This is a genomic window from Mesorhizobium sp. B2-3-11 (genome assembly GCF_006442215.1).
In the GTDB taxonomy this organism is placed as follows: Bacteria; Pseudomonadota; Alphaproteobacteria; order Rhizobiales; family Rhizobiaceae; genus Mesorhizobium; species Mesorhizobium salmacidum.
The window spans coordinates 140,223-164,970 of record NZ_VFVS01000017.1 but is presented as its reverse complement, the minus strand read 5'-3'; the positions used below and the strand labels follow the sequence as shown (position 1 = coordinate 164,970).

At 64.4% G+C, this 24,748-nt stretch carries 25 protein-coding genes; 9 read left to right on the top strand and 16 right to left on the bottom strand.

Features of this window, described 5'->3' with window-relative positions; all coding sequences use genetic code 11:
• Positions 1-80: 80 nt before the first annotated feature.
• Complete coding sequence (locus FJ960_RS22215; RefSeq protein ID WP_140510211.1) at positions 81-323, bottom strand: hypothetical protein; 243 nt, start codon at positions 321-323, stop codon at positions 81-83.
• A 165-nt stretch (positions 324-488) separates the two neighbouring features.
• On the opposite strand from FJ960_RS22215, the gene gcvA reads away from it, so the two are divergent.
• On the top strand, positions 489-1,421 hold the full coding sequence (gene gcvA, locus FJ960_RS22210; RefSeq protein ID WP_140510213.1) for a transcriptional regulator GcvA: 933 nt from the start codon (positions 489-491) through the stop codon (positions 1,419-1,421).
• Between the two features lie 86 nt (positions 1,422-1,507).
• Here gcvA and FJ960_RS22205 read toward each other — a convergent pair whose 3' ends face one another.
• From FJ960_RS22205 to tsaD, 7 genes are read right to left on the bottom strand one after another with little or no spacing between them, the layout of a single operon-like run.
• Complete coding sequence (locus FJ960_RS22205; protein WP_140716799.1) at positions 1,508-2,257, bottom strand: glycosyltransferase family 25 protein; 750 nt, start codon at positions 2,255-2,257, stop codon at positions 1,508-1,510.
• A 9-nt stretch (positions 2,258-2,266) separates the two neighbouring features.
• Positions 2,267-2,683 carry a DUF1761 domain-containing protein gene (locus FJ960_RS22200; protein ID WP_140716797.1) on the bottom strand — a complete coding sequence of 139 codons (417 nt, stop codon included), beginning with the start codon at positions 2,681-2,683 and terminating at the stop codon, positions 2,267-2,269.
• A 22-nt stretch (positions 2,684-2,705) separates the two neighbouring features.
• Positions 2,706-3,431, bottom strand: a complete 726-nt coding sequence (locus FJ960_RS22195) for a methyltransferase (RefSeq protein ID WP_181169998.1) — start codon at positions 3,429-3,431, stop codon at positions 2,706-2,708.
• The gene (locus tag FJ960_RS22190; protein WP_140510219.1) at positions 3,386-3,811 is read right to left on the bottom strand and encodes an EVE domain-containing protein; all 426 of its coding nucleotides are present in this window, start codon (positions 3,809-3,811) and stop codon (positions 3,386-3,388) included. The genes FJ960_RS22195 and FJ960_RS22190 overlap by 46 nt, the downstream gene beginning before the upstream one ends.
• A gap of 41 nt (positions 3,812-3,852) precedes the next feature.
• Positions 3,853-4,149 carry a YciI-like protein gene (locus FJ960_RS22185; protein ID WP_140510221.1) on the bottom strand — a complete coding sequence of 99 codons (297 nt, stop codon included), beginning with the start codon at positions 4,147-4,149 and terminating at the stop codon, positions 3,853-3,855.
• Between the two features lie 31 nt (positions 4,150-4,180).
• Positions 4,181-5,203 (bottom strand): NAD(P)H-dependent glycerol-3-phosphate dehydrogenase, encoded by a 1,023-nt coding sequence (locus tag FJ960_RS22180; protein ID WP_140716795.1) that lies wholly within the window; start codon positions 5,201-5,203, stop codon positions 4,181-4,183.
• Positions 5,200-6,285: a tRNA (adenosine(37)-N6)-threonylcarbamoyltransferase complex transferase subunit TsaD gene (gene tsaD, locus FJ960_RS22175; RefSeq protein WP_181174288.1), complete on the bottom strand. Its 1,086-nt coding sequence runs from the start codon at positions 6,283-6,285 to the stop codon at positions 5,200-5,202. The genes FJ960_RS22180 and tsaD overlap by 4 nt, the downstream gene beginning before the upstream one ends.
• 103 nt (positions 6,286-6,388) lie before the next feature.
• Between tsaD and hemC the strand changes: the two genes are divergently transcribed.
• From hemC to FJ960_RS22145, 6 genes are all read left to right on the top strand, one after another.
• The gene (gene hemC / locus FJ960_RS22170) at positions 6,389-7,327 is read left to right on the top strand and encodes a hydroxymethylbilane synthase (RefSeq protein WP_140716791.1); all 939 of its coding nucleotides are present in this window, start codon (positions 6,389-6,391) and stop codon (positions 7,325-7,327) included.
• A 2-nt stretch (positions 7,328-7,329) separates the two neighbouring features.
• A complete protein-coding gene (locus FJ960_RS22165; protein WP_140716789.1) occupies positions 7,330-8,046 on the top strand; it encodes a uroporphyrinogen-III synthase in 717 nt (238 codons plus the stop codon).
• Between the two features lie 110 nt (positions 8,047-8,156).
• Positions 8,157-9,632, top strand: a complete 1,476-nt coding sequence (locus tag FJ960_RS22160; RefSeq protein ID WP_140716787.1) for a COG4223 family protein — start codon at positions 8,157-8,159, stop codon at positions 9,630-9,632.
• A gap of 10 nt (positions 9,633-9,642) precedes the next feature.
• Positions 9,643-11,235 carry a heme biosynthesis protein HemY gene (locus FJ960_RS22155; RefSeq protein WP_140716785.1) on the top strand — a complete coding sequence of 531 codons (1,593 nt, stop codon included), beginning with the start codon at positions 9,643-9,645 and terminating at the stop codon, positions 11,233-11,235.
• Positions 11,236-11,270: 35 nt separating this feature from the next.
• Complete coding sequence (locus FJ960_RS22150; protein ID WP_140716783.1) at positions 11,271-11,750, top strand: TerB family tellurite resistance protein; 480 nt, start codon at positions 11,271-11,273, stop codon at positions 11,748-11,750.
• Positions 11,751-11,768: 18 nt separating this feature from the next.
• Positions 11,769-12,485, top strand: coding sequence for a glutamine amidotransferase (locus tag FJ960_RS22145; RefSeq protein ID WP_140716781.1), 717 nt, complete (start codon positions 11,769-11,771; stop codon positions 12,483-12,485).
• A 169-nt stretch (positions 12,486-12,654) separates the two neighbouring features.
• Here FJ960_RS22145 and FJ960_RS22140 read toward each other — a convergent pair whose 3' ends face one another.
• The 8 genes from FJ960_RS22140 to FJ960_RS22105 all read right to left on the bottom strand — a co-directional run bounded on the left by FJ960_RS22140 (position 12,655) and on the right by FJ960_RS22105 (position 21,945).
• A complete protein-coding gene (locus tag FJ960_RS22140; RefSeq protein WP_140510236.1) occupies positions 12,655-12,885 on the bottom strand; it encodes a hypothetical protein in 231 nt (76 codons plus the stop codon).
• 73 nt (positions 12,886-12,958) lie between these two features.
• Positions 12,959-14,197 carry an MFS transporter gene (locus tag FJ960_RS22135; RefSeq protein WP_140716779.1) on the bottom strand — a complete coding sequence of 413 codons (1,239 nt, stop codon included), beginning with the start codon at positions 14,195-14,197 and terminating at the stop codon, positions 12,959-12,961.
• A gap of 160 nt (positions 14,198-14,357) precedes the next feature.
• Positions 14,358-15,458 carry an aminotransferase class I/II-fold pyridoxal phosphate-dependent enzyme gene (locus FJ960_RS22130; protein ID WP_140716777.1) on the bottom strand — a complete coding sequence of 367 codons (1,101 nt, stop codon included), beginning with the start codon at positions 15,456-15,458 and terminating at the stop codon, positions 14,358-14,360.
• Positions 15,459-15,668: 210 nt separating this feature from the next.
• Positions 15,669-16,133: a MucR family transcriptional regulator gene (locus FJ960_RS22125; protein WP_027144591.1), complete on the bottom strand. Its 465-nt coding sequence runs from the start codon at positions 16,131-16,133 to the stop codon at positions 15,669-15,671.
• Between the two features lie 208 nt (positions 16,134-16,341).
• On the bottom strand, positions 16,342-17,046 hold the full coding sequence (locus FJ960_RS22120; protein WP_140716775.1) for an ROK family protein: 705 nt from the start codon (positions 17,044-17,046) through the stop codon (positions 16,342-16,344).
• 14 nt (positions 17,047-17,060) lie between these two features.
• On the bottom strand, positions 17,061-18,437 hold the full coding sequence (gene zwf, locus FJ960_RS22115) for a glucose-6-phosphate dehydrogenase (RefSeq protein ID WP_140716773.1): 1,377 nt from the start codon (positions 18,435-18,437) through the stop codon (positions 17,061-17,063).
• Between the two features lie 22 nt (positions 18,438-18,459).
• Positions 18,460-19,476 (bottom strand): phosphogluconate dehydrogenase (NAD(+)-dependent, decarboxylating), encoded by a 1,017-nt coding sequence (gene gnd / locus FJ960_RS22110; protein WP_140716771.1) that lies wholly within the window; start codon positions 19,474-19,476, stop codon positions 18,460-18,462.
• Between the two features lie 48 nt (positions 19,477-19,524).
• Positions 19,525-21,945 carry a glucan 1,4-alpha-glucosidase gene (locus tag FJ960_RS22105; protein WP_140716769.1) on the bottom strand — a complete coding sequence of 807 codons (2,421 nt, stop codon included), beginning with the start codon at positions 21,943-21,945 and terminating at the stop codon, positions 19,525-19,527.
• A gap of 209 nt (positions 21,946-22,154) precedes the next feature.
• On the opposite strand from FJ960_RS22105, the gene FJ960_RS22100 reads away from it, so the two are divergent.
• Both FJ960_RS22100 and FJ960_RS22095 read left to right on the top strand, forming a co-directional pair.
• The gene (locus tag FJ960_RS22100) at positions 22,155-23,168 is read left to right on the top strand and encodes an ABC transporter substrate-binding protein (RefSeq protein ID WP_027144586.1); all 1,014 of its coding nucleotides are present in this window, start codon (positions 22,155-22,157) and stop codon (positions 23,166-23,168) included.
• Between the two features lie 49 nt (positions 23,169-23,217).
• The gene (locus tag FJ960_RS22095; RefSeq protein ID WP_246672899.1) at positions 23,218-24,738 is read left to right on the top strand and encodes a sugar ABC transporter ATP-binding protein; all 1,521 of its coding nucleotides are present in this window, start codon (positions 23,218-23,220) and stop codon (positions 24,736-24,738) included.
• Positions 24,739-24,748 lie beyond the last annotated feature (10 nt).

Here is a 24,748-nt window from a genome sequence, read left to right as displayed (position 1 = left end):
TAGGGGAATAGGGGAATAGGGGAATAGGAAGTCTTCAGAAGCAGCAGACACGCCCAAGCCGCATCATCAATGCTACGCCCTTATCCCTTCCTGTTTCGCTGCCAGCCGATGTCTAGAAGGCCCAGCCGGCCGGTCTCGCGGTCCATGGCGCGGGTGATGTCCTTGCGGGCGGCGCCGATATCGCGCAACTGGCGATCGGACAGATCCTCGACGTTCTGGTGGCCAAGATTGACCGCGACCCTGGCCTGCCGCAGCCAATCACGGACAGCCGACAGCCAGCCCGGCCGGGCGATGTAGGCAGGGTGAAGAACGATGTGAGACATGATGGGATCCGTATTCTCCGGACATCAAATCCGGTTTGATGGTGTTTTGATGTTGCAATCATGCCGGATTGAAAAACAAACGGGAAACGAGTAGTTCTTTTCTCATCGTCAAGTTTTATTTGAGGATTGAGGCTCCATGGACCGCTTCGATCGGGCCGCGCGCTGATGGCAGCCCTCTTGCCTGGAACACGGGCGCTCAGGACGCTGGAGGCGGCGGCCCGGCACCTCAATTTCACCCGAGCCGCCGACGAGCTCGGCCTGACGCCCGCCGCCGTCAGCCACCAGATCAAGGAAATCGAGGATCAGCTCGGCATCGTGCTGTTCACCCGCACCAGCCGCACCATCCGTCTGACGGAAGCGGGCACGGTGCTGTACGAGGCGGCGACCGACACGCTCGACCTGCTTGGCCGGGCCGTGATGCGGGCGCGCAAATTGGCGCGCGGCACGGAATTCCTGAAGGTGACGCTGGACGCGCAGTTCGCGGCGAAATGGCTGATGCGGCGTGTCGAGAATTTCCGCAAGCAGCGGCCGGGCATCGAACTCAGGTTCGACATCGCCTATGGCTTGCGCGATTTCGATCTCGACGACGTCGATGTCGGCATCCGCTTCGGTGCCGGCAAATATCCAGGACTCTGCGCGCATCGCCTGTTCGACAACATCATTATTCCGGTGTGCAGTCCGGGCCTCCTGGCATCTGGGCCGCCCCTGCGCGAGCCGCGCGACCTGTTCAACCACACGCTTGCCCATATCGAATGGGCCCGCCAGGGCGTGACCTGGCCGAACTGGCGCATGTGGATGGCGGCGGCCGGCATCAACGATTTCGACGACAGCCGCACCGTCGTCTTCGGCACGTCCACGGATGCTGTCCAGGCGGCGCTCGACGGCAATGCCGTCGCGCTTGCCGATTTCGCCATGGTGGCGAACGACCTGTCCGAGGGCCGGCTTGTGCGGCCCTTCGAACTCAGCATCAGGGTTGCGCCGGAATTCGCCTATTTCCTGGTCTATCCCCAGGCCATGGCGGACGATCCCCGTATCGTCGCGTTCCGCGAATGGATCCTCGAGGAAGTTGCCAGGACGCGGACGGCGGACAAGGTCTAATCTCTTGTCTTATGCATTCCCGGGAAAAGCGCTACGCGCTTTTCCCGGGAAAACCACGACGCATTTTTCCTGGAATTGCTCCGCGCTCAGGACCGGGCGTTGTGGCCGAAGATCATCCTTGTGTATTTCTTCCATTTCCATTTCAGCTTCTTGTACAGAAGCGGGTGCTTTTTGCCGGCGACGGAAGTCTGGAAAGCGCCGTTTTCGCTGCCTTGCTCGACAATTGGCCGCTCGAACCACAGCATCTCAATGCCCAGTTTTTCGTCCATCTGCTCGATCTGGTGGTCGATCACGGTGTATATTTTGTGCTGATCGATCAAGGCACAACGGGCTTCGGCGACCGGACGGGTGATGAGATAGGAATCCGCGCACCTGGCATGCAGTGCCGGGTAGAGCCTCTGACCCCTGCGCAATTTCCAGCTCGGCGTGTAGTAGTTGCTGCCGTTGCCGAAATAGATGACGGCCTTGCGCATCGGGCTGCCGAGTTCGGCCAGCCCTTGCCGGAATTTGGCGACGAAGTCGCGCGCGAGGAAGACGTCATCCTCGAACACCAGGCAATAGGGCAGGTCGGTTTCGAGGAAGTCGCGCCAGATGCCGACATGCTTCAGCGCCAGAGAGACCTGCGCCGGGTGGACAAAATCGGGAGCGACCAATTCAGCACGAATCTCCGAGGTGATATCTGGCTTGTCCCAGTCCGTGTAAAAGTAGACGGGCACGCCGCGCCGCTCAAACTCGCGGACAATGTGGCGGCGGCGTTCGTCATAACCATGCTTGACGTGGCAGATCCGGGTGAACACCAGGTCGCGGGGAAATCCGGATTCATCCGTCGTCGTCAAAGCGTTATCTCAGCTCGCCGCGGCGCCGAACCAGCCGATCACCGCGCCGATGATCAGCAGCACGCCCAGCCAATGGCCGCCGTCGATGAGGGTCAGGTCCCAGCCGAAATTCTCATAGCGATGGTTGACCGACAGCGTCGTGGCGACGAAACCCAGCCAAAGCACGAAGCCGAAGATCAGGCCGGCGAGCCAGGTCGGCTCACCACCCGTCATCGCGCCGACGACCAGGGCCATGATGTAGGCCATCAGCAGCTCGGCGATGAAGGAGATGACGAAGGGCAGCGGCGATTTCTTCATCTTCGCCGGATCGAGCTTGACGGCCTTCAGCCAGGGCTTGCTCAACGCCATGTACCAGGCGGCGCCGAACAGCCATGCGACGACGGCGGCGGCAACCACCGCGATCCAGTTCACTGCTGAAAAATCCACGAGTTCCCCCTCCTGTGCGGCTTTATGGAAACGCCTGTTCGGCGATGGCGTCAAGCAGTCGCCACACGGTCGTGCGCTTGACTTCGGCATCCTCGAGCGCCCTTGTCACCGGCACCTGGTAGACGCCAAGCGGCTCCAGCCCCGATCGCGGCAGATAGGACCGGCCGGGATCGCCGACGAGGACCTCGGCGCCACGCCGTTTGAGCGCCGAAAACCACGGCATCAGCCGGTCGGCGAAGGGTTTGTCGTAGAAGACATCGCCAGCCAGGATCACATCCCAATCCGCATCGGTGCCGATACAGTCCGTGCCGAGGAATTTGTTCACGACGCCATTGGCGTCGCTGTTGAGCCGGATCGCGGTGGCGCAGAACGGGTCTATATCGGCAGCGGTTATCTCGGCAGCCCCCGCCCTGGCGGCGGCGATGGCGACGAGCCCGGAGCCCGAGGCGAAGTCGAGCACGCGCTTGCCTCGCACTGTATCGGGATTGTCGATGACGTAGCGGGCGAGGCCCTGGCCGCCGGCCCAGGCGAAAGCCCAGAAGGGTGGCGGCAGGCCGATCTCGACCAGTTCATCCTCAGTCCGCTGCCAAAGATCATGCGCTTCGTCGGCGAGGTGGAGAAGAATCTCCGGTACATGCGGCGGTGCCATCAGCGCCGTGTTGTCGAGGATGAACTGCCTGGCGCTGTCGGGGGTGAGTGCCGTCACGGCGCAGGCGTCAGGCCGCCCATGCGGCAGACTTCCTTCCATTCGGCCGGGGTCACCGGCTGCACGGAAAGCCGTCCGAGCCGCACCAGCGCCATCTCGGCCAGTTTTGGATTGGCCTTGACTTCTTCCAGCGTCGGCGGGTTCGGCATGTCCCTGACGGCACGGATGTCGACACACTCCCAGCGCGGATCATCGGATGTGGTGTCGGGATGGGCCAGCGCGCAGACCTCGGCGATGCCGACCACGTTCAGCCCCTCGTTGGAATGGTAGAAGAAGCCGAGATCGCCGATCTGCATGGCCTGCATGTTGTTGCGGGCGGCGTAGTTGCGCACGCCGTCCCATTGCGTGCCGGCGTTGCCCTTGGCCTTCAACGCCTCGAAGGAGAAAACCGAGGGTTCGGATTTGAACAGCCAGTAGTTCATTTTTCTCTCCTCCTTGCGACCCCGTCGCGGGCGACCGGAAATTAACTAGCCGCCGGCTTGTTGAACGTCCAGTTCCACTGGCGGATTTCGACGCTTTCGAACAGGCCGGCCTTGGCATAGGGGTCAGCGGCCGACAGGGCCTGTGCGCCTGCCAGATCGGGCGCCTCGACGACAACGAGGCTGCCGTTTGACTTGCCGTCGGCGTCGAGGAACGGACCGGCAAAGGCCAGCTTCTTGTCGCTGTTCAGCCCTTCGAGGAAGGCGACATGCTCGGGCCGCGTGTCGAGGCGCACCTGCAGGCTTCCGGGCTTGTCCTTGCAAATCAGAGCAAACAGCATGGTCTTTTTCCTGGGTGGTTGGATCAGGGGATCAATCGTTGGTTTCGGTCTTCAGCGGCCGGGTCATCAGGGCCGTCACGGCCTGGCCGATGGTGATCCCGCCGTCCAGTATGGCGGCCACGGCGGCGATGATCGGCGCATCGATATTGCGCTCGGCGGCGATGCGGGCGGCGATCGCCGCGGTCGGCACGCCCTCGGCCAGCGGCAGTCCGGAAAGCGCCTTGCCTTGCCCGAGCGCCAGCCCATAGGCGAAATTGCGCGATTGCGTCGACGAGCAAGTGAGCAGCAAGTCGCCAAGGCCGGAAAGCCCCATCAGGGTCTCGGGCCTGGCGCCGAAGGCGGCACCGATGCGGCGCAGCTCGACGAAGCCGCGCGTGACCATGGCGGCCTGCGCGCTGGCGCCGAGCCCGGCACCGGTGACAGCGCCGGCGGCGATGGCGAAGACGTTCTTCAAGGCGCCGCCGATTTCGACACCGATCAGGTCGTCGCTCGAATAGCAGCGCAGGTTTTCAGCCGAGAAACGGGCGGCAAGGTCGGCCGCTAGGGCCTCGTCGCCGGCAGCCACAACCACCGCCGTCGGCAGGCCGCGGGCGACATCGTTGGCGAAGCTTGGCCCCGACAGGGCGGCGACCGGGTTTCGCGGCAGGATCTCCGCAGCGATTGCCGACAGCAAGGCACCGGTGTCGCGCTCGATGCCCTTGGCGCAAAGCACGAGTGGAATGCCAGCCGGCATATGATCCTTCGCGGCCGCCAGGGTCGCCCGCAACGCTTGCGCAGGCGTCACCGCCAGCACGCAATCGGCCCCGGCAAGCGCTGCCTCGATGTCGCTCGTCGCGTCTATACCGGGCGCGATGGCAATGCCCGGGAGATAGCGCGGGTTCTCGCCACGACCGATCGAGGCCACGGTTTCAGGGTCACGCGCGAACAGCCGTACCGAGTGGCCGGCGCGCAGCATGGCCAGCGCCAGCGCCGTGCCCCAAGCGCCGCCGCCGAGCACGGCGACATGCCAGCCGCTTTTGCCGGGGTCCGCGCTCTTCATGGCTTTGTCAGTCATGCCTTGGCTCCGCGCCGGCCGGAGCCGACCATTGGCGTCGAGACGCTATCCAGCGGCCAGCGCGAGCGTGGCACGAAATCGAAGCCGTTCTCCTGCGCCATGCCTTCGCGCAGCCGCTCAATGCCGGCCCAGGCGATCATCGCGGCATTGTCGGTGCACAATTTCAGCGGCGGCGCGACGAAGGTGAAACCATTCTCGGTACATAGCCGCTCCAGCGTCGCCTTGATGGCGCGGTTGGCGGCGACGCCGCCGGCGACGACCAGCGCCGGGTTTTTGGTGCCAGGGAATGTCTTGCGAAAGCGTGCCAGGGCGCGAGAAACGCGGTCGGCCAGCGCATCGGCGACCGCCGCCTGGAACGAGGCGCAGATGTCGGCGACATCCTGGTCGCTCAAGGGCTCGATCGCGGTTGCCGCCTGGCGCACGGCGGTCTTCAAACCGGAAAAGGAGAAATCGGGCTGTTCCGAGCCTTTCATCGGCCGCGGGAAGGCAAAGCGCGAGGCATTGCCCGACAGCGCCGCCTTTTCGACATTGGGACCGCCGGGATAGGGCAGGCCGAGCATTTTGGCGGTCTTGTCGAAGGCTTCGCCGAGCGCGTCGTCGATGGTGGTGGCCCAGCGCTGGTAGTCGCCGACGCCGCGCACGGCGAGGATCTGCGTGTGACCGCCGGAGACCAGCAGCAAGAGATACGGGAATTCCAGGCCGTCGGTCAGCCGCGCCGTCAAGGCGTGGCCTTCGAGGTGATTGACGGCGATCAGCGGCTTGCCGGCCGCCGCCGCGATAGCCTTGGCCGTCATCAGGCCGACAATCAGCCCGCCGACGAGGCCCGGCCCGGCGGTCGCGGCGATGGCATCGATATCGGCAAGCGCCACGCCCGAATCGGCGAGTGCCGCCTCGACGATGCCGTCCAGCGCCTCGACATGCGCGCGCGCGGCGATCTCCGGCACGACACCGCCGAAGGCGGCATGCTCCTCGATCTGGGAGAGCACGATATTGGACAGGATTTTCGGCGCGGCATCGCCCTCCAGCGCCACGACGCTGGCGGCGGTCTCGTCGCAACTCGTCTCAATGCCCAGAACGCGGATCAATTCGTCGCTATCCCAAGAGATTGTTTATGAGGCTATTCCCCATTAGGAAAAGGCCGGCAAGACCTCGATTTCGCTCGGGGGTTATCACGGACCGCGCGCCATGCAAACTTTGAAAATCGGAACACGGAAAATCGGAACACGCGGCAGCCCGCTGGCGCTCGCCCAGGCGCATGAGACGCGTGTGCGGCTAATGAAAGCGCATGGCCTTCCCGAGCAGGCGTTTGAAGTGGTGCCCATCTCGACCAGCGGCGATCGTATTCAGGATCGGCCACTGTCGGAGGCCGGCGGCAAGGGCCTGTTCACCAAGGAAATCGAGGAAGCGCTGCTCGATGGTCGTATAGACATCGCCGTGCATTCGTCGAAGGACATGCCGACGATGCTTCCTGACGGACTGGAGCTCTCCACTTTCCTGCCGCGCGAAGACGCGCGCGACGCTTTCATAGGCAAGGCGGTCAAGCGGATCGCCAATCTGCCGCATGGCGCCAAGGTCGGATCGTCGTCGCTCCGTCGCCAGGCGCTGATCCGCCGGATGCGGCCGGATTTCGAGGTGGTGATGTTCCGCGGCAATGTGCAGACGAGGCTGCGCAAGCTGGATGAAGGCATCGCCGAGGGCACCATCCTCGCCTATGCCGGGCTGAAGCGGCTCGGGCTCGAAGGCGTGGTCACCGACCTGATGCCGCTGGAGGATTTTCCGCCGGCGCCGGGACAAGGCGCGATCGGCATCGAAACACGCGTCGGCGACCGTGATATCGAGAATATGCTGGCGGCGATCCATCATGCGCCGACCGGCCAGGCCTTGGCCTGCGAGCGCGCGTTTCTGGCCGCGCTCGACGGCTCGTGCCGCACACCGATCGCCGGCCATGCGACGGTATCAGGCGGGAAACTGTCCTTTGCCGGGCTGATCATCTCGCCCGACGGCACGGAGTGGCATGACGTCCGGCTGGAAGGCGAGGCCGCGGACGCAGCGGAAATTGGGGCTGATGCCGCACGGACAGTTCGCGCCAGGGCCGGCGAAAAGTTCTTCGACGGTTGGCTCTGAAAATGCTCCGGGTCCTGGTCACCAGACCGGAGCCGGGTGCGTCGCGCACGGCGCGAAAGCTGGAGGAGATGGGTTTTGAGCCTCTTCTGCTGCCATTGACGGAGACGATGGCACTGCCGGTCGATGCCAAGGCGGTTCCGAACGACGTGGCCGCCGTTGCCATCACCAGCGCTAATGCGGTGCGCCATGCCCCTGGAGATCTGATGGCGGCGCTGTCCAACCTGCCTTGCCATGCTGTCGGCAAGAGGACAGCGGAGGCGGCGCGCGACGCAGGCTTTCTCTCGGTCAGCGAGGGGCCTGGCGATGCCGAGGCGCTGGCCGCGGGCATGGGAATCGCGTTTTCCGGTAAAGCGCTCGTCTATCTCTGTGGGCGCGTGCGGTTTCCCGCCTTCGAACAGAAGCTGGAAGCTGCTCATGTCCAGGTCCATGCCGTCGAGACTTATGACACGATAGCGGTAAGCTATTCGGACGAAGCGATTCTTCCGCTGATATCAGGCCAATCCGTCGATGCGGTGCTGCTCTATTCGGCCAAGGCCGCTGCCGCGATGCAGGTCCTGGCCAGCCGGCCCGCCCTGCAAAAGGTCTTTGAAAAGACGCGGGTTTTTGTCCTTTCCGCGCGCATCGCCGCCGCCTTCGGCGATAGTGCCGGCAAAGCAATCCGCGTCGCCGCACGAGCCGACGAGGAGGCGCTGCTGGCACTTTTGCGGGCACGGCCCTGACCCGCGTCATCACACCGCCCCTTTTCACCGCTTGGTGATGTGCTAGACCCTTTCTGAACCATCACGCGCCGCCGGGCGTTGAGACGAAGCGAATTTTGCGGAGCCCATGCATGGTCAAGACGCCGAAGATGCGACACTCGAAAGGCCGCCGCGAGCCGGTGACCATCGACCTCGATCCGGGCGCCGTCTCACGCATCGTCGACGGGGATGCCGCCAAGGATATTGCCCAGACGGACGAGGCGAAGGCCGAGGAAGCAGCGAATGCCTCACGGCCAGAGCCCCCGGAAGAGCCGGTGCATGCCGATCAAGCGGATCTCGAACCCTGGGAGCATGGCGATGCCGCCGGGCAGTCTGGCACGGATTCGCCACCGCATGCCGAGGCCAAGACCGCCGAGCCGGAAATGCCTTATCCCGGTTCGGATACTCCCGCCAACCGCGCCGAGGCTTCCGACTATAATTTTGAGGATGCAACCGCCAAAACCGCCGAGACCAAGGCGGCTTCCGGAAAAGCCGACGCAAGGAGCGAACCGATGACAGTGCAGCCGAAGCGGGGCGGCCTCAACGGCGTCGCCGCCGGCATCATCGGTGGTGTCATCGCGCTGGTCGGTGCCGGCGGCCTGCAATTTGCCGGCCTACTCGGCGCGCCGGGATCCGCTCCCGGTGCCTCGCTCGCTGGTGTCAATGGCGAGATTGCCTCGCTGAAGAGCGAAATCGCGGACATGAGGGAAGCCGGCAACAACAATGGTGCGTCGGCCAGGGTCGATGGCCTGTCGTCGGGGCTCGACCAGGTCAAGAGCGATGTCGCGGCGTTGAAATCGGCGGTCGAACAGGGCGGCGCCGGCGACAATGCCGGGCTTGCAGCACTTGGCGACAAGGTCAAGCAGATCGAAACCACGGTGGCGGCCCTCGGCAAGGCCGGCAGCACGGCACCGGTCGACCTTGGTCCGCTCAACGAAAAAATGGCGGGTCTCGATGCGCTGGTGAAGTCGACGAGCGAGGCGGCGAAGGCGCAGGAAGGCCGGCTCGCCGCGCTCGAACAGTCGGTGTCGCAGCTTTCCGGCAAGGTCGATGCACAGGCATCGCAGCCGAAGGTCGCGCTCGCCATCGCGGCTTCGGCGCTGAAGGCCGCGCTCGATCGCGGCGCGCCGTTTTCGGCCGAACTCGATACGCTGGCCGCGATTTCGCCTGATGCGCCGCAGCTCGCGACGTTGCGCCCCTATGCCGAAAAAGGCGTGCCGACCCGCACCGAGATCGCCTCGCAGATGGATGCGGCCGCCAATGCCATGGTCGCAGCGGCCACGCCGGCCGACCAGAATGCCGGCTTCCTGCAGAACCTGATGTCGAGCGCCGAATCGCTGGTCAAGGTCCGGCCGATCGGTGCCGTCGAAGGCGCCGGCGCACCGGAAACCGTGGCGCGCATGGAGGTTGCGGTCACTCAGGGCGACTATGCCAAGGCGCTCAGCGAATATGACACGTTGCCGCAAGCCGTGAAGGCCGCGGGCGCCGACTTTGCCGGCAAACTGAAGGCCCGCATCGAGGTCGAAACCCAGGTCGACGCGCTGATCTCCGGCGCGATGAAGGCATGAGGGCAACACGATGATCCGCCTGCTCGCCTTCCTCATCGTCGTCTTCGCGCTCGGGCTGGGCTTTGCCTGGCTGGCCGACAGGCCCGGCGACATGGTCGTCACCTTCAACGGCTACCAATACCAGGTGAGCCTGATGGTGGCGGCGGTGGCCGTCGTTGCCGTCGTTGCGGCGGTGATGATCGTCTGGTGGCTCATCAAGTCGCTGTGGAACAGCCCCTACACCATCTCGCGCTATTTCCGCGTGCGCCGCCGTGACCGTGGCTACCAGGCGCTGTCGACCGGCATGATCGCCGCCGGTGCCGGCGACGGGGCGCTGGCCCGCAAGAAGACCAAGGAAGCGGCCAAGCTGATCCGCTCCGACCAGGAGCCGCTTATCCATCTGCTCGAGGCGCAGGCATCGCTGCTCGAAGGCGATCATGAAGGCGCGCGCCAAAAGTTCGAGAGCATGCTCGACGACCCCGAAATGCGGCTGCTTGGCCTGCGAGGGCTTTACCTGGAGGCTGAGCGGCTGGGCGACCGCAACGCAGCCCGGCACTATGCCGGCCGCGCCGCCGCCGTGGCGCCGCAACTGGCCTGGGCGGCCGAATCGACGTTGGAGGAGCTGACCGCGCGCGGCGACTGGGACGGGGCGCTGAAACTGGTCGATGCGCAGAAGTCGACGCGGCAAATCGAACGTGACGCCGCCAACCGCCGCCGCGCCGTGCTGTTGACCGCCAAGGCGCAGTCGCTCGCCGATAGCGATCCCACGGCTGCCAGGACAGCGGCGCTCGAGGCTAACAGACTGCAGCCGGATTTCGCCCCCGCCGCCGTTGCCGCCGCCGCGGCGCTGTTCAAGCAGAACGACGTACGCAAGGGCTCGAAGATCCTCGAAGCAGCATGGAAGGCCGAGCCGCATCCCGAAATCGCGGAGCTCTATACCCATGCAAGGCCGGGTGACGCCGTGTTTGATCGGCTCAACCGGGCAAAGAGGCTGCAGGAGATGAAGAAGAACCACGCCGAATCTTCAATGACAGTGGCGCGTGCCGCGCTCGACGCGCAGGATTTGTCGACCGCCAGGCGCGAGGCCGAAGCCGCGATCCGCATGGATCGCCGCGAGGGTGCCTATCTGCTCCTTGCCGATATCGAGGAGGCCGAGACCGGCGACCAGGGCAAGGTGCGGCAGCTGCTCTCCAAGGCGGTTCGGGCGCCGCGCGATCCGGCCTGGGTGGCCGACGGCGTCGTCTCCGAGCGCTGGGCGCCGGTATCGCCGGTTACCGGCCGTCTCGACGCCTTCGAATGGCGCGCGCCGATGGAGCGGCTTGGCCAACTGATCGACAGCCGCGATGAGCCGGATGCCCCGGTAGTGGCTATCGAGGCCCCGGCGAGGCCGGAAAAGCCGGTCGACGTGATCGATCATGCCGCCTCGGGCAACGAGGCGACGGGCAAGGACGCCGAAAGCCGCGAGGATCATGTCACCCCGGTCACGGCAGCCGCCTTTGCCGCGGTGCCGGCCGATGCCGAGGCCGTCGAGCCGGCGGAAGAACTGGCGCGCCTGCCGGACGATCCAGGCGTCGATCCGGACGACGAGGCGGAAAAGTCGCCACGCCGGTTCCGGCTGTTTTGATTTGGGCCGGCCATCGGGCCGTTGGGAATGAATCGATGTTCGAGCGCGTTCTGTCGTTTCTCAGGGATTTGCCGGCTGGCTCCGCCAGCCATACCAGCGCGGACGACCCGCGCGTCGCGGCTTCGGCGCTGCTCTACCATGTGATGAATGCCGACGGGGTTCGCCAGGATGTCGAGTGGGAGCGGTTCAAGGCGGTGCTGGCGCAGAGCTATTCGATCAACGGTGCCGAACTCGAAGCGCTGGCCGCCGCAGGCGAGCGCGCCGACAACGAGGCAATCGATCTCTACGCCTTCACCAGCGTGCTCAAGCGCCATCTCGACGCGGAGGGGCGCAAGGCCTTCATCGGCCTGATGTGGGAGATCGTCTATGCCGATGGCGAGCTGCATGAGCTCGAGGACAATACGGTGTGGCGGGTCGCCGAGCTGATCGGCGTCGAGCGCCACGACCGGATCGAGGCGCGCCGCAAGGCCGCGGCCGAGGTACCGGGTGCCCGTGGGACGTCAAGCGACGAATAGACGGGATCTCGTCCAACGATGCCGTCCATAACGAGCCCGAAGCCAAGAATCCTGATCGTGCTGCATCAGGAGAATTCGAGCCCCGGGCGCGTCGGCCACATGTTGCTGGAAGAAGGCTTCGATCTCGACATCCGCCGCCCGCCGCTCGGCGACGCCTTGCCCGAAACACTGGATGGTCATGCCGGCGCGGTGGTGTTCGGCGGGCCGATGAGCGCCAATGACGAGGACGAATTCGTCCGCCGCGAGACCAACTGGCTGGAAATCCCGCTCAGGGAAAACCGGCCACTGCTCGGCATCTGTCTTGGCGCGCAGATGCTGGCCAATCATCTCGGCGGCAAGGTCGAGGGCCATGGTGAAGGGCTGGTCGAGATCGGTTGGTATCCGCTGAAGGCGACCGAGGTCGGCAAGAAACTGATGCACTGGCCCGAAATGGTCTACCAGTTCCACCGCGAGGGTTTTTCGCTGCCGACCGACGCGATGCTGCTGGCCACGAACGAGACCTATCCCAACCAAGCTTTCCGCTACGGCGACAATGCCTGGGGCATCCAGTTCCATGGCGAACTGACCCGGGTGATGATGCAACGCTGGGTGGTGCGCGGCGCCCACCGCTTCGAGCTGCCCGGCGCCCAGCCCGGCCGCGATCATCTCGGCGGCCGGCTGATCTGGGACATGCATTTGAGGCGCTGGCTGGACGAGTTCTTGCGCATGATTTTTGGCGGACCGGTGGCGCGTTAGAGTCGAACCGGTGCTCTGAACGGCCAAATCCGGCCGACTTCCGACCGGCGGCTTTCGGCGCGTGAAACTAGAGCAATTCCAGGAAAAGTGCGTAGCGGTTTTCCATCCGTAATTGCGTGAAAACAAAGAGTTAGAGCGGTTCGGCGATTCCAACAAACACTGAACCGCTCTAGTCCGAAAAGCTCACGCTCACGCCGCGCTGCCGAAAATAAGCCTGCATCAACTTGCGGCCCGAGCGGTTGCTCTGCGCCAATTTAGCAGGATCGAACACCGCCTGTTTTATCCCTTCTCGTGCCAGCGCTGCCTTGAGCGTCGCGATATGTGCGTCGATGTCGGCATTGTCCGCCCGAAGAGACGCATAGATACTTTCGGTCGCCTCGGCCACAGTCGGTTCGCTCACAGGTGTCGTCCTTTGGTTGGTTGGGCGGGCGGCTTAGCACAGATTCGCTGCCCCGCCGATAGCGATGAAGCCGTCAGTTTCGTCCTTTGAGGTGCCGCACCTTGCGCAGCGCCGGGAATAGATAGGCCCACAGGCCAGCAACCGCGACGGCGCCGACGCCGCCGATGACGACCGCCGGAACCGTGCCGATCAGCGCCGCCATGGTGCCGGCACGGAACTCACCCACTTCGTTGGACGCCCCGACGAAGACCTGGTTGACGGCGTTGACGCGGCCGCGCAGTTCGTCGGGCGTCCACAGCTGGATCAGCGTTTCCCTGATATAGACGCTGAACATGTCGGTGGCGCCGAGGAAGACTAGAGCGACGATAGACAGCCAGGTGAGGGTCGACAGACCGAACAGCACGGTGAAGGCGCCGAACGCCGCCACGAAGCTCAGCATGATCTTGCCGGCGTGGTCGCGGATCGGGTGCCCGGCGAGCCATACCGCGACGCAGATGGCGCCGATGCCCGGCGCCGAGCGCAGCAGGCCGAGGCCCCAGGGGCCGAGCTGCAGAATGTCGCGCGCATAGACCGGCAGCAGTGCCGAGGCGCCGGACAAAAGCACTGCGAACAGATCGAGCGAGATGGCGCCGAGCACGATCTTCTCGCTCCAGATGTAGCGGAAGCCGGCAAATAGTGTTTCCATTGTCGGCTTATCGGTGGCGCTTTGCTGGGCGGGTTTGGGAATGGTGAAGATCAGCAGACCGGCCACCAGCATCAGCACAGAGGCGACGGCGTATGCGGCTTCGGCCGAGACGCCATAGAGCAGGCCGCCGGCGACCGGACCGACAATCGTGGCCGTTTGCCAGGCGGAGGAGTTCCAGGCAATCGCATTGCCGAAATCTTCCGGCGGCACCAGATTGGCGAACAGCGACGACGAGGCCGGTCCGTAAAAGGCGCGCGCCATGCCGAATAGCGCCAGAATAACGAAGATCGGCAGCGCACTGACGAGGCCGCGCAGCGTGAAGTACAGGAGAACGAGCGCACAGGCTGCCTCGACCACCGTTGCCAGCGCCATGATCACCCGGCGGCCGAAGCGGTCGGCGACGGCGCCAGTGACCAGCACCAGCAACAGCGATGGCAGGAACTGGACGATGCCGACGATGCCGAGATCGAACGGATCGCGCGTCAGGTCATAGATCTCCCAGCCGACGGCGACGGAAACGATCATGGTCGCGAAGGTGGTGAGAAAGCGCGCCGTCCAATAGCTGAGGAAGGCTTTGTGCCGGAAAGCGGCGTAACGCTGCTCCGGTAAAGTTTGTTCAGGTTTCATGAAGATAGGGCCCCGGTTGCTTTGGCATCGGCTGGCGGGGCACTTCCCGGATGGGCGCTGTTCCGGCCAATGGAACTTGGTAAAATTCGGCGCGGATATGCGTCAAAAACAGGTCTGGATCAAGGGACTTTCGATCCGTGTCGTCGATCGCACGCGGAAGTTACTGCCGTAGCGCGGTCGAAATCGCGTTCAATCCGCCTCTCAATTCGGCCTCCGTCGGCCAGCCGAAGCCGACGCGGAAGAAGCGCTTTTCCATCTCGAACCAGTGGCCGGGCCCGACATAGGTGCCGTGGTCTTCCAACAGCCTGATATAGAACCGGTCTAGGTCGAAGCCGGGTGCGACATCGAGGCGCGGGAAACCGACGACACCGCCCTCAGGCCGTACCCAGTCGACCAGCGGCTCGCGGTCGATCCAGGCCTGGACGATGTCGCGGCGCTTGGCCATTTCGGGAAGCAGCTTTGCCAGAAACGCGTCCCGGCGATCCAGCATGCCGCGCGCAATGCCTTCGTCGATGACGCTGCCGCAGATGCCGATCTGCTCCTTGGCGGCGAGGAATTTTTCCTGGAGGGCTGCATCCCTGGTGATCAGCCAGCCGATGCGGATGCCGGGAATGCCGAAGGCTTTTGACAGCGACGAGACGCTGATGGCCTTTTTGCTCAGGGAAGCCGCCGCTGGCAGGCGCTTGTCATAGGAAAGATCGCGGTAGGTTTCGTCGACCAGCAAATGGCAGCCACTGGCCTCGGCAAGCGCGACCAGCGCGTCGAGATCGGCGCGGCTCATCATGGTCCCGGTCGGGTTGTGCGGGCAAGTAACGCTGATCAGCCTGGTATTCGGCCGCATCGCTGCCTTGATGCGTTCGACGTCGATGGCAAAGCCTTCCTCGAAAGCCAGGTCCACGAAGCTGATGGCGCAGCCGATCGCCCTCGGCGTTTCAATGTTGGTGGCGTAGTTGGGCCTGATGACGACGAGGTGATCGCCGGCCGACAGCAGCGAGGTCGAGATGATGAACAGCGCACCGGCGGCACCGGCGGTGACCAGCACATCGTCGGTCGAGATGCCGGCATCCTGCGCGGCGATCAGGTCGCGCAACGCCTTGTCGCCGCGGTGCTCGCCGTAAAAGAGCGTCAGGTCGGGCAGCGAGAGGCCGATGTCGGAGAGCTTCTGGTCGGTAATCGAGCTTTCGGAGAGATTGTAGCGGATACGCTCATAGCCGTACTCCTCCGGGGCTTCTCTCTCGATCACCATCCTGGTGTAGTTCATCGCTTCCCCTCCGGAGCGGTTCACCGTTTCACGGAAACGGCAAGAGCTCCATCCCCTTTGTCTAGACGCAATTCCGGACGGAAAACCGTTTCACACTTTTCCTGGAATTGCTCAAAGCTTGTCTGGTTCATCCAAGCCACAAAAGCATGAAGCCTGCCAAGGCGGAATCGCCGGCAGGCTTCAGACAAACATTGGCTCAGATGAAACCGCTCAGGCCGAAACCTTGGCCTTCCTGCCCTTCGACTTGGCAGGCGCCGGCGCGACGGCCTTGCGGCCGAGCCCGATCGACTTCGCCAGTTCCGAGCGCGAAGCGGCGTAGTTGGGTGCGACCATCGGATAGTCCGACGGCAAGCCCCATTTGGCGCGGTAGGCGTCCGGCGTCAGGCCGAAATGCACGCCGATATGACGCTTCAGCGATTTGAACTTCTTGCCGTCCTCGAGGCAGATGATGAAATCCGGGGTCACCGACTTCTTCGGGTTGACGGCGGGGACCAGCGGTGCCGCCACCGGAGCGACCGGCTGGCCGAGCCCGCTGATCGAGGCGCTGACGCTGGCGATCAGTTCGGGAAGGCCGGACGCAGGCAGGCGGTTCTTCTCGACATAGGCCGATACGATATGGGCCGTCAGTTCGAGAAGGTCGAGGGTTTTGCTGGCGTGGCTGTTCTCGTCGGTCAATCTATTTTCCTCCATCCATGGCGCATGACCTCGAAAATGGGGCCGTTTTCAAAAAGGATAATGCGCAAAATTAAAGTGCGTCTTCTTTGTGCGTCGCGCGCGACGCGATGTAGTGGGGCTGACTTCCTAGTCGGCAAATCTGCACAATGCAATCTATCGGCGCGACATCACACGCCATTTTGAACAACTGTACTAAACTGTAATAATATCAGACGATCAGGGCCTTGTCGCGCCACAGACGAAATCCGCCTTCGAAAGCGCGTGTGTTGTCACCGCGCCTGGAGTTGGGGGGCAATTCGTCGAGCTTGTCGACATTGCCGCCGCCGATGACGACATAGTCTGGCTGCAGGGCGGCGCGCAGGCGGTTGACGACGTCGAAGACATAGCCGCGCCACTTCTTCTTGCCGCGCTTTACCAGGCCGCGTTCGCCGACATAGTCCTCGAAGCTCTGGCCTTTTCTGTAGGGGAGATGGGCGAGCTCCATCGGCTGGCCGACATTGTCGAGGATCATCGCCGCGCCGAGGCCGGTTCCGAGGCCCAGGAACAGCATGCGCCCGCCCTCATAGCTGCCGAGGGCCTGCATCAGCGCATCATTGACCACCTTGACCGGCTTGCCGAACTCAGCGGCGAAATCGAAGCCGGCCCAGCCCTTGCCGAGATTCATGGGATCAAGCACCGGCTTGTTGTGACGCACAGGGCCCGGATAGCCCATTGAGATGACGTCATAGGAAAGGTTCTCGGTGAGCTTCTTCACCTTGCCGATCATCTGCCGTGGCGTCAGGTCAGGCCCGGAATCCGCCCGGCGCTCGGTGCCGCCGTCGCTGGTCAGGATCTTGACGTGCGACCCGCCAATGTCGATCGCCAGCACTATCTTCCCGGTGTCCGACGCCGCCTCCTTCACCGCCTTGGCCATCCTTTCCTCTCCGTTCATGCCACCGGATCAATCCAGCCATTGGGCGGCCCGAAGCCGGCCATGGCGTCCGCCGGTCCCCACGTCTTCGGCTCGTAAAGATGCGGCGGCGCGGTGTCGCCGAGCACCGGACCGACGATGCGCCAGGCCAGTTCGGCGGCGTCCTGGCGGGTGAAGAGCTGGCCATTGCCGTTCATTGCGTCGCCGATCAGCCGTTCATAGGGCGGCATGTCGCCCTTGGAATCGTCAAGCGCGGTCAGTTCCACCTGCTCGCCGGTCATGTCGTCGCCGGGCGCCTTGCGCTGGGCACCGATGGCGATCGTCACCTGCGGGTCGATGCGAAAACGGACGTAATTCTGGTCGGTGGGCTTGATCGGATCGAAGACGTCGAGCGGCGGCCGCTTCAGCCGCACCACCACCTCGGTGACATGCACCGGCATGTTCTTGCCGGCGCGGATGAAGAACGGCACGTCCTGCCAGCGCCAGGTGTCGACGAAGAAGCGCACCGCTGCGAAGGTCTCGACCGGCGAGTTCGGCGCCACGCCGGGCTCGGCGAGATAGCCGGTGAACTGGCCGCGCACGACATCGTCTTTCGTCAATGTCCGGATGGCGCGCAGCACCTGCACCTTCTCGTCGATCAGGTCGTCGGCGGAGCGGCCGACCGGCGGCTCCATGGCCAGGAGCAGCAGGATGTTGAGCAGATGGTTCTCGATGACGTCGCGGATAGCGCCGACATCGTCGTAGAAGCGGCCACGGCCTTCGACGCCGAAGTCCTCGGCCATGGTGATCTGGACGCTCTCGACGTAATTGCGGTTCCAGATCGGCTCGAGCAGGGCGTTGGCGAAGCGGAAATAGAGCAGGTTCTGGATCGCTTCCTTGCCGAGATAGTGGTCGATGCGGAAGATCGACTGTTCGTCGAACACGAGGTGCAGCACGCGGTTCAGCCAGCGCGCCGACTGCAGATCGTGGCCGAAGGGCTTTTCCACCATCAGCCGCGCGCCATGCGCGGTGCCCGACTGCTCCAGGCCTTGCACGACTGTCTCGAACATGGACGGCGGCACCGCCATGTAGTGCAGCGGCCGCTGGGCGCTGCCGAGTGCCGTCTTCAGCTTCTCGAACGTGGCCGGATCGCGATAGTCGCCGCTGACATAGCGCAGCAGCGACGCCAGCTTGGCGAACACCTTCTCATCGATGGCGCCGAGCGCGCTGACGATGCCGTCGCGAGCCCGGTCCTGCAATTGCCTCAAATCCCAGGCATCGAAGGCGACGCCGATCACCGGTTCGGTAAGCGTGCCCTTGGCGATCATCTGGTAAAGCGCTGGAAATATCTTCTTGTGGGCGAGGTCGCCGGTCGCTCCGAAGAGCACCAGCGTGTCGGACCGTTCCTGGCTCATGCCTGCGTCTCCCCTGCCGCCGTCACTTGCCGTCCTTCGGCTTTTCGATGTGACCGCCGAAGGCATAACGCATGGCGGACAACAGCTTGTCGGCGAATTCGGATTCGCCTTGCGAGGAGAAACGATCGAACAGGGCCGAGGACAGCACCGGCGCCGGGACGCCGGTGTCGATCGCCGCCTTCAGCGTCCAGCGCCCCTCGCCGGAATCCGAGACCCGGCCGCCGAATTGCGCCAGACCCGGATCGCTCTTCAGCGCGCCGGCGGTGAGATCGAGCAGCCAGGAGCCGATGACGCTGCCATGTCGCCACACCTCGGCCACCTGCGGCAGGTCGACGTCGAACTGGTAGTATTGCGGGTTTTCCAGCGGGCTGGTCTCGGCGTCCGCCATACGCTGCCGCTTGCCGGCATTGGCCGACTTCAGGATGTTCATGCCTTCGGCATAGGCGGCCATGACGCCATATTCGATGCCGTTGTGCACCATCTTGACGAAGTGGCCGGCGCCGCTCGGTCCGCAATGCAGGTAGCCATAGGGCGCGGTGCCGGCGGTCTTGTCCGGGGTGGGCGCGCCGGCATCGGCGCCAGGCGCCAGCGTGGCAAAGACCGAATCGAGGTGCTGCACCGCCACGTCGGGGCCGCCGATCATCAGGCAGTAGCCGCGTTCCAGGCCCCAGACACCGCCGCTGGTGCCGACATCGACAAGGTGGATGCCCTTGGCGGCCAGTTTCGCGGCCTGATCGACAGCGTCGTGATAGTAGGAATTTCCGCCGTCGATGACGATGTCGCCAGGCTCCATCAGCGCCGCGACCTGATCGATGATCTTGCCGGTGATCGCCGCCGGCAGCATCAGCCACACGCAGCGCGGCTTGGCGAGCTTGCCGACGAATTCCGCCATCGAGGCTGCTCCGGACGCGCCGTCGCTCACCAGCGCCGCGACGCTGGCCGGATTGATGTCGTAGACGACGCATTCGTGGCCGTCGCGCATCAAGCGCCGCACCATGTTGGCGCCCATCCGGCCCAGTCCCATCATTCCGATCTGCATGGTTTCGTCCTGTTTCCTAGAGATTTGCTGGGTTTGTCGAGGAAGGATCTACTGGCTGTCCTGAACGCCTGACATGACGGAGAAGTCGACATTCTCCCAATCGCCGGTTCCGGGCCAGAAAAAAGTGAAGATCAGCGTGCTTCCGCCGGGGAGGCTGGCCGTGGGCAGATCGACAAGGTGGATGCCGAAAGCGTTCTCCCCCGTCTGGCTGTCGTGGGCGGTTGCCCAACTGTCGGTGCTCCAGTGGACAGTGGCTGCTGCCAGCAATTCGATACGCAGCGTCTTGCCGGCCGGCAGCGCGCGGATCTTGTTGTTGAAGCGCCATGTCCTGAATGGCGAAACGGTGTTGTCCTCGATGTAGCGCCTCACGCCTTGCGGCGGCATGTCGAAGACGGCGCCGTCGCGCAGCGAGCGCAACAGCTTGATATGTTCGGAATGCGCCCAGACCAGCGGCATGGCGCTGCCTGATGGCTTGCCATACAACAGTTCGCGCTCAGGAATATCGGCGCCGTCCCAGACCTGTTCGGGCAGCAGGCCGCCGGGTCCGGCCGACCGTTCCAGCGCATCGAGCAGGCTGGCTGCCTTGTCCTTGCGCCCAGCCGCCAGCTCGTAATGGGCGCGTTCGCCGGCGAGCAGCGGCCACGGCCGGCCCTGGCCGGTGCCGTCGAAGGGCGAGCCATCCTCGTGTTCACCATAGCCGTCGCTGTTGTAGCGGTACCAGAGCGGTCCTTGCGGCAGCTCGCAGCGCAACTGCGCGTCGATGGCCTTGACGGTGCCGACGATGCGCGGATCGTCGGCGGCCCTCAGGCCAAAGCGCACCAGGGCCAGTGCGTCCGGGCTGACGATTTCTTCGACCGGCCGTTCCGTGTCGCCGGGCGGCCGGTTCTTGATCGGGACATAGCCATCCTTCGGCGAGCCGGCATCGGCGCTGTCGGGCGGCGCGATGCGGACGTAGTAGCCGCCGACGCCCACGGCCCTGCAGATGGCGGTGCCGGTGACATAAGTCCAGCGCTCGACCTGGTCGTTCCAGCAGTCGGCGGTCTCGCGCAGATAGCTTGCCGCGTCCCGCTTGCCGCAGGCATCGAGCAGGTCGGCGCCGGCAAGCAGTGCCGCAATCTCGACGGCCAGCGTGAACGGGCTGTAGCCGGCGTCTTCTTCCCAGCGGTCCTCGCCGGTGACGGGACCATTGCGCACGACATAGGACGCCGCGCGCTCAATCATCGGCAGGAAGGCCCTGAGCCTGGCAGTCGGCAGGTGGCCAGCGCGATGCAGGGCATCGGCCAGCAGCATGGGGAAGGCGCATTCGTCCATCTGGATGCCGGGCCAATAGGCGGAGCCGTCGAGCCAGGCGTTCTGCGGCCAATGGCCGTCCGGCTGCTGGATGGAGCGGAGGTATTCCAGGATCTGCAGTGCCGAAGCGGCATCGCCGGCGGCGAGATAGCCGCCCGCCGTTTCGGCCAGGTCGCGCGGCCAGACCAGGTGATAGCCGCCGAGATCGTCGTCACCTTTGTCGAACCCCCACGGAATCGACAGGCTGGCCACCGCCGCGCCCGGCATGGCCGATGACCGGTGGGTGGCCAGCATCGCGGTGGAGACGCGGTAGCTGTTTACTCCCGGCACCCCGGGCGTGCGGTCGCGGTCCAGTGGGAGCAGCCCCGCCTGCCATTCGCGCCATTTTTCGACATAGGATTTCGCCGTCGGTTCAAAACCCCGTTTCAGGCTGGCGAAGGCGTTTTCGGCCGCTTCGTCTGGAGTCGCGCCAAAACCCAACGCCAACACTGCCTTTGTGTTGAGGGCGGTGAAACCGATCTCGCCGGTCAGCGCTACATTGCCGTCCTCGGCGCGCCGCCAAGCCGGATCGAGCTTGCCGGCATGGTTCAATTGCTGCCAACCGTCGGAGAAGCCGACATAGCCGGCCGAACAATCCCGCCAGGACAGCGACGAGGCCAGCGCCAGGCAGATGCCGCGCCCCGAGGCAAACAGGACAGGCTTTCCCTGGTACTCGCCGACCCAGGCGGTGTTGCCCATGCCGGCATTGACCAGATGCGGCGCCAGAAGCGCGTAGACGCGGTAGTCGGCGACGGAGCCCTTCAGCGGGTTGAAGGTGATTTCCTGCAGCAAGGTCGGGCGCGCCGGATCGGCCAGAATGCGCTTCTCGATCCGGTAGGCGCCGTCATCGGCCGTGTTGGCCAGCCTGTAGGCGGGCACGCCGTCCTCGAACGGCTCGATGCCGTGCGCGGCATCCCGCTTCTCCTCGGAGAAATATCCATCCCTGCGGGTGACGATCAGGCCGAGGTCGCGCGTGCAAGCGCTGTCGACGCGCGGATAGTACACCTCGTTCAGGATGCCGTGGCTGATGGTGAACCAGACGCGACTGGACGGCGAAAGCGCCGATCCGACGCCGCTCTTGGCACTAGAGGTCCAGCGCGCGGGAATTCCCGGTGCGCCCGGCGGCACAGTCGGCGTCATGCTTGTTCGCTCTCCTGGCCCGTATGCCTAGCCATCAACCGGAGCCATTTCAATCAGCGCACCGCAAGTTGATCGCCGGCGTACATCGGATTGCGGTTGACAGCCCGCCGGCCTTCTGCACTTTTGTCTGACAATAGATAAAAAACAGGATCGCAACCGCGAAATCGTCGACAATCAAACTGATCAGCAACTCTCGGGAGGAGTATCACATGAAGAAGCTATTGGTTCTCAGCACGCTTGCGGCGGTGCTCGCAGCAGGTACGGCTTTGGCCGACACCAGCGGCAAGAAGATCGCGTTCTCCAACAATTACGCCGGCAATTCGTGGCGGCAGGCGATGCTCGACAGCTACGGCATCGTCACCAAGAAGGCGGTCGACGACAAGATCGTCGGCGCGGCCGATGTCTTCACCACCGCCGACAAGGAGGTGCCGACCCAGGCCGCTCAGGTGCAGAACCTGATCCTGCAGGGCTATGACGCCATCGTCATCAACGCCGCCTCGCCGGATGCGCTCAACGGCGCCATCAAGCAGGCCTGCGACGCTGGCATCACCGTCGTTTCCTTCGACGGCACCGTAACCGAGCCTTGCGCCTACCGCGTCGTCGTCGACTTCAAGGACATGGGCAAGCAGGAAGTCGAGCATATGGCCAAGTTCCAGCCCAAGGGCGGCAATCTGCTTGAAATCCGAGGCCTGGCCGGCACTTCGATCGACGACGCCATCCATGCCGGTATCCTCGAGGGCGTTGCCGCCCATCCCGAGTTCAAGATCGTCGGCTCGGTCACCGGTGACTGGGACCAGACCACGGCGCAGAAGGCGGTGGCGACCATCCTGCCGTCGCTGCCCGACATCGTCGGCATCGTCGACCAGGGCGGCGACGGCTATGGCGCCGCGCAAGCCTTCGCCGCCGCCAACAAGCCGCGCCCGACCATCATCATGGGCAACCGGCAGGACGAATTGAAGTGGTGGAAGGAACAGAAGGACAAGGACGGCTACCAGACCTGGTCGGCCTCGATCGCGCCTGGCGTGTCGACGCTCGCCTTCTGGGTGGCGCAGCAGGTGCTCGATGGCCGCAAGGACATCCCGCACGATCTGCTGGTGCCGTATCTCGCCTTCACCCAAGACGATTTCGAGGCGGCCCTGCCGAAGATCAAGGAGGGCGGTGTCGCCACCCACGAATACACGCAGGAAGATGCCATCGCGGCGATCAAAGCCAATATCAAGTGAAAGTCGCACACGCGTTGCCGCGCGCACCACTGAACGGATATCGTTGAGCATGGCTGCAGGCAATACGGACGTCATCAGACTGAGCGGCGCCGAAAAACAATTCGGCGCCGCCAATATTGACATCGTAAGACTTGACGGTGCCGAAAAGCATTTCGGCGCCGTCAGGGCGCTGGGCGGGGTGGATTTCCATGTCGGATCCGGCGAATGCGTCGGCCTCGTCGGCCATAACGGCGCCGGCAAGTCGACGCTGATGCACATGGTGGCCGGCACCTCGACGCCCGACAGCGGGACGATCGGGGTGCATGGCGGTATCGAAGAGAACTACTCGGTGTCGCGAGCGCAGCAGCTCGGCATACGCTGCGTGTTCCAGGAGCTCTCGCTCTGTCCCAATCTCAGCGTCGCCGAAAACACGCGCATCAACCATGCTTCGCTCTCCGGCTTCGGCTGGCAGCGCAGGGCGGCCGAGCTGATCGCCGCCAAGCTCGATGAGATCTTCCCGGACCACGGCATCTCGGCCTTGGACATTGTCGGCGATCTCTCGATCGGCCGGCGCCAGATGGTCGAGGTGGCGCGCGCCTTCACGGTGACACAGGACCGGCTCGACCTGGTCATCCTTGACGAGCCGACCTCGTCGCTCGACGCGCACACGGCCGGCCAGCTGCTGGCTTTCGTGCGCCGCTTCGTCGCCGGCGGCAAAAGCTGCATCCTGATCTCGCACGTGCTGGGTGAAGTGTTGCGGAACGCCGACCGCATCGTCGTGATGCGCGACGGCAAGGTGGTGGCGTCGGACGCGGCTGGTGCCTTCGATCGCGACCGGCTGGTGACGGTGATGGGCGGAGCCGAGGCGCGCGAGAAGATCGCCGCACAGGCGGCTGCCGCCAAGCCAGGCGCCAGTCCGCTGCGCGTCCGGGCGCGGCCCGCCGGGCAGACTGACGGTAAGGACCTTGTCGCCCGCGCGGGTGAGATCATCGGCCTTGCCGGGCTGGCCGGGCACGGACAGACCGACTTGCTACTGCGGATCTTTAATGCCGCCGCGCGCGCCAAGGCCGGCATCGAGGTCACGGCGCCGGTGGCGCTGGTGGCGGGCGACCGCCAGTCGGACGGTATTTTCCCGCAATGGTCGATTGCGCGGAATATCGGCATCCGCTCGCTGGGGCGTCTGCGCAACGGGTTGCTGATCTCGCCGCGGCGCGAGGCGGAGCTCGCCGATGCCTGGAAGAAGAAGATCGGCATCCGCACGCCCGACATGAACAACAACATCTTCTCGCTGTCGGGCGGCAACCAGCAGAAGGCCCTGTTTGCCCGCGCACTGGGCTCCGATGCCGAAATCGTGCTGATGGACGATCCGATGCGCGGCGTCGACATCGGCACGAAGCTGGAGGTCTACGACCTCGTGCGCGAAGAAGCGGGTCGCGGCCGCACCTTCCTCTGGTACACGACCGAAACCGAAGAGCTCGACAATTGCGACCACATCTATGTCTTCAAGAACGGCCGCATCGTCGCCAATTTGAGGCGCGACGAGCTGACCGAGGAGAAGATCATCCAGTCCTCCTTCGGCGATGCGGCCTGAAATGACGGCG

Coding starts and splice junctions, on each gene's coding strand:
- FJ960_RS22155 (WP_140716785.1), top strand. CDS start 9,643: ATGATCCGCCTGCTCGCCTTCCTCATCGTCGTCTTCGCGCTCGGGCTG.
- FJ960_RS22180 (WP_140716795.1), bottom strand. CDS start 5,203: ATGACTGACAAAGCCATGAAGAGCGCGGACCCCGGCAAAAGCGGCTGG.
- FJ960_RS22105 (WP_140716769.1), bottom strand. CDS start 21,945: ATGACGCCGACTGTGCCGCCGGGCGCACCGGGAATTCCCGCGCGCTGG.
- FJ960_RS22130 (WP_140716777.1), bottom strand. CDS start 15,458: ATGAACTACACCAGGATGGTGATCGAGAGAGAAGCCCCGGAGGAGTAC.
- FJ960_RS22185 (WP_140510221.1), bottom strand. CDS start 4,149: ATGCTGTTTGCTCTGATTTGCAAGGACAAGCCCGGAAGCCTGCAGGTG.
- FJ960_RS22120 (WP_140716775.1), bottom strand. CDS start 17,046: ATGGCCAAGGCGGTGAAGGAGGCGGCGTCGGACACCGGGAAGATAGTG.
- FJ960_RS22160 (WP_140716787.1), top strand. CDS start 8,157: ATGGTCAAGACGCCGAAGATGCGACACTCGAAAGGCCGCCGCGAGCCG.
- FJ960_RS22165 (WP_140716789.1), top strand. CDS start 7,330: ATGCTCCGGGTCCTGGTCACCAGACCGGAGCCGGGTGCGTCGCGCACG.
- FJ960_RS22100 (WP_027144586.1), top strand. CDS start 22,155: ATGAAGAAGCTATTGGTTCTCAGCACGCTTGCGGCGGTGCTCGCAGCA.
- gnd (WP_140716771.1), bottom strand. CDS start 19,476: ATGCAGATCGGAATGATGGGACTGGGCCGGATGGGCGCCAACATGGTG.
- FJ960_RS22095 (WP_246672899.1), top strand. CDS start 23,218: ATGGCTGCAGGCAATACGGACGTCATCAGACTGAGCGGCGCCGAAAAA.
- FJ960_RS22190 (WP_140510219.1), bottom strand. CDS start 3,811: ATGAACTACTGGCTGTTCAAATCCGAACCCTCGGTTTTCTCCTTCGAG.
- gcvA (WP_140510213.1), top strand. CDS start 489: ATGGCAGCCCTCTTGCCTGGAACACGGGCGCTCAGGACGCTGGAGGCG.
- zwf (WP_140716773.1), bottom strand. CDS start 18,437: ATGAGCCAGGAACGGTCCGACACGCTGGTGCTCTTCGGAGCGACCGGC.
- hemC (WP_140716791.1), top strand. CDS start 6,389: ATGCAAACTTTGAAAATCGGAACACGGAAAATCGGAACACGCGGCAGC.
- FJ960_RS22150 (WP_140716783.1), top strand. CDS start 11,271: ATGTTCGAGCGCGTTCTGTCGTTTCTCAGGGATTTGCCGGCTGGCTCC.
- FJ960_RS22145 (WP_140716781.1), top strand. CDS start 11,769: ATGCCGTCCATAACGAGCCCGAAGCCAAGAATCCTGATCGTGCTGCAT.
- FJ960_RS22215 (WP_140510211.1), bottom strand. CDS start 323: ATGTCTCACATCGTTCTTCACCCTGCCTACATCGCCCGGCCGGGCTGG.
- FJ960_RS22135 (WP_140716779.1), bottom strand. CDS start 14,197: ATGAAACCTGAACAAACTTTACCGGAGCAGCGTTACGCCGCTTTCCGG.
- FJ960_RS22195 (WP_181169998.1), bottom strand. CDS start 3,431: ATGGAAGGAAGTCTGCCGCATGGGCGGCCTGACGCCTGCGCCGTGACG.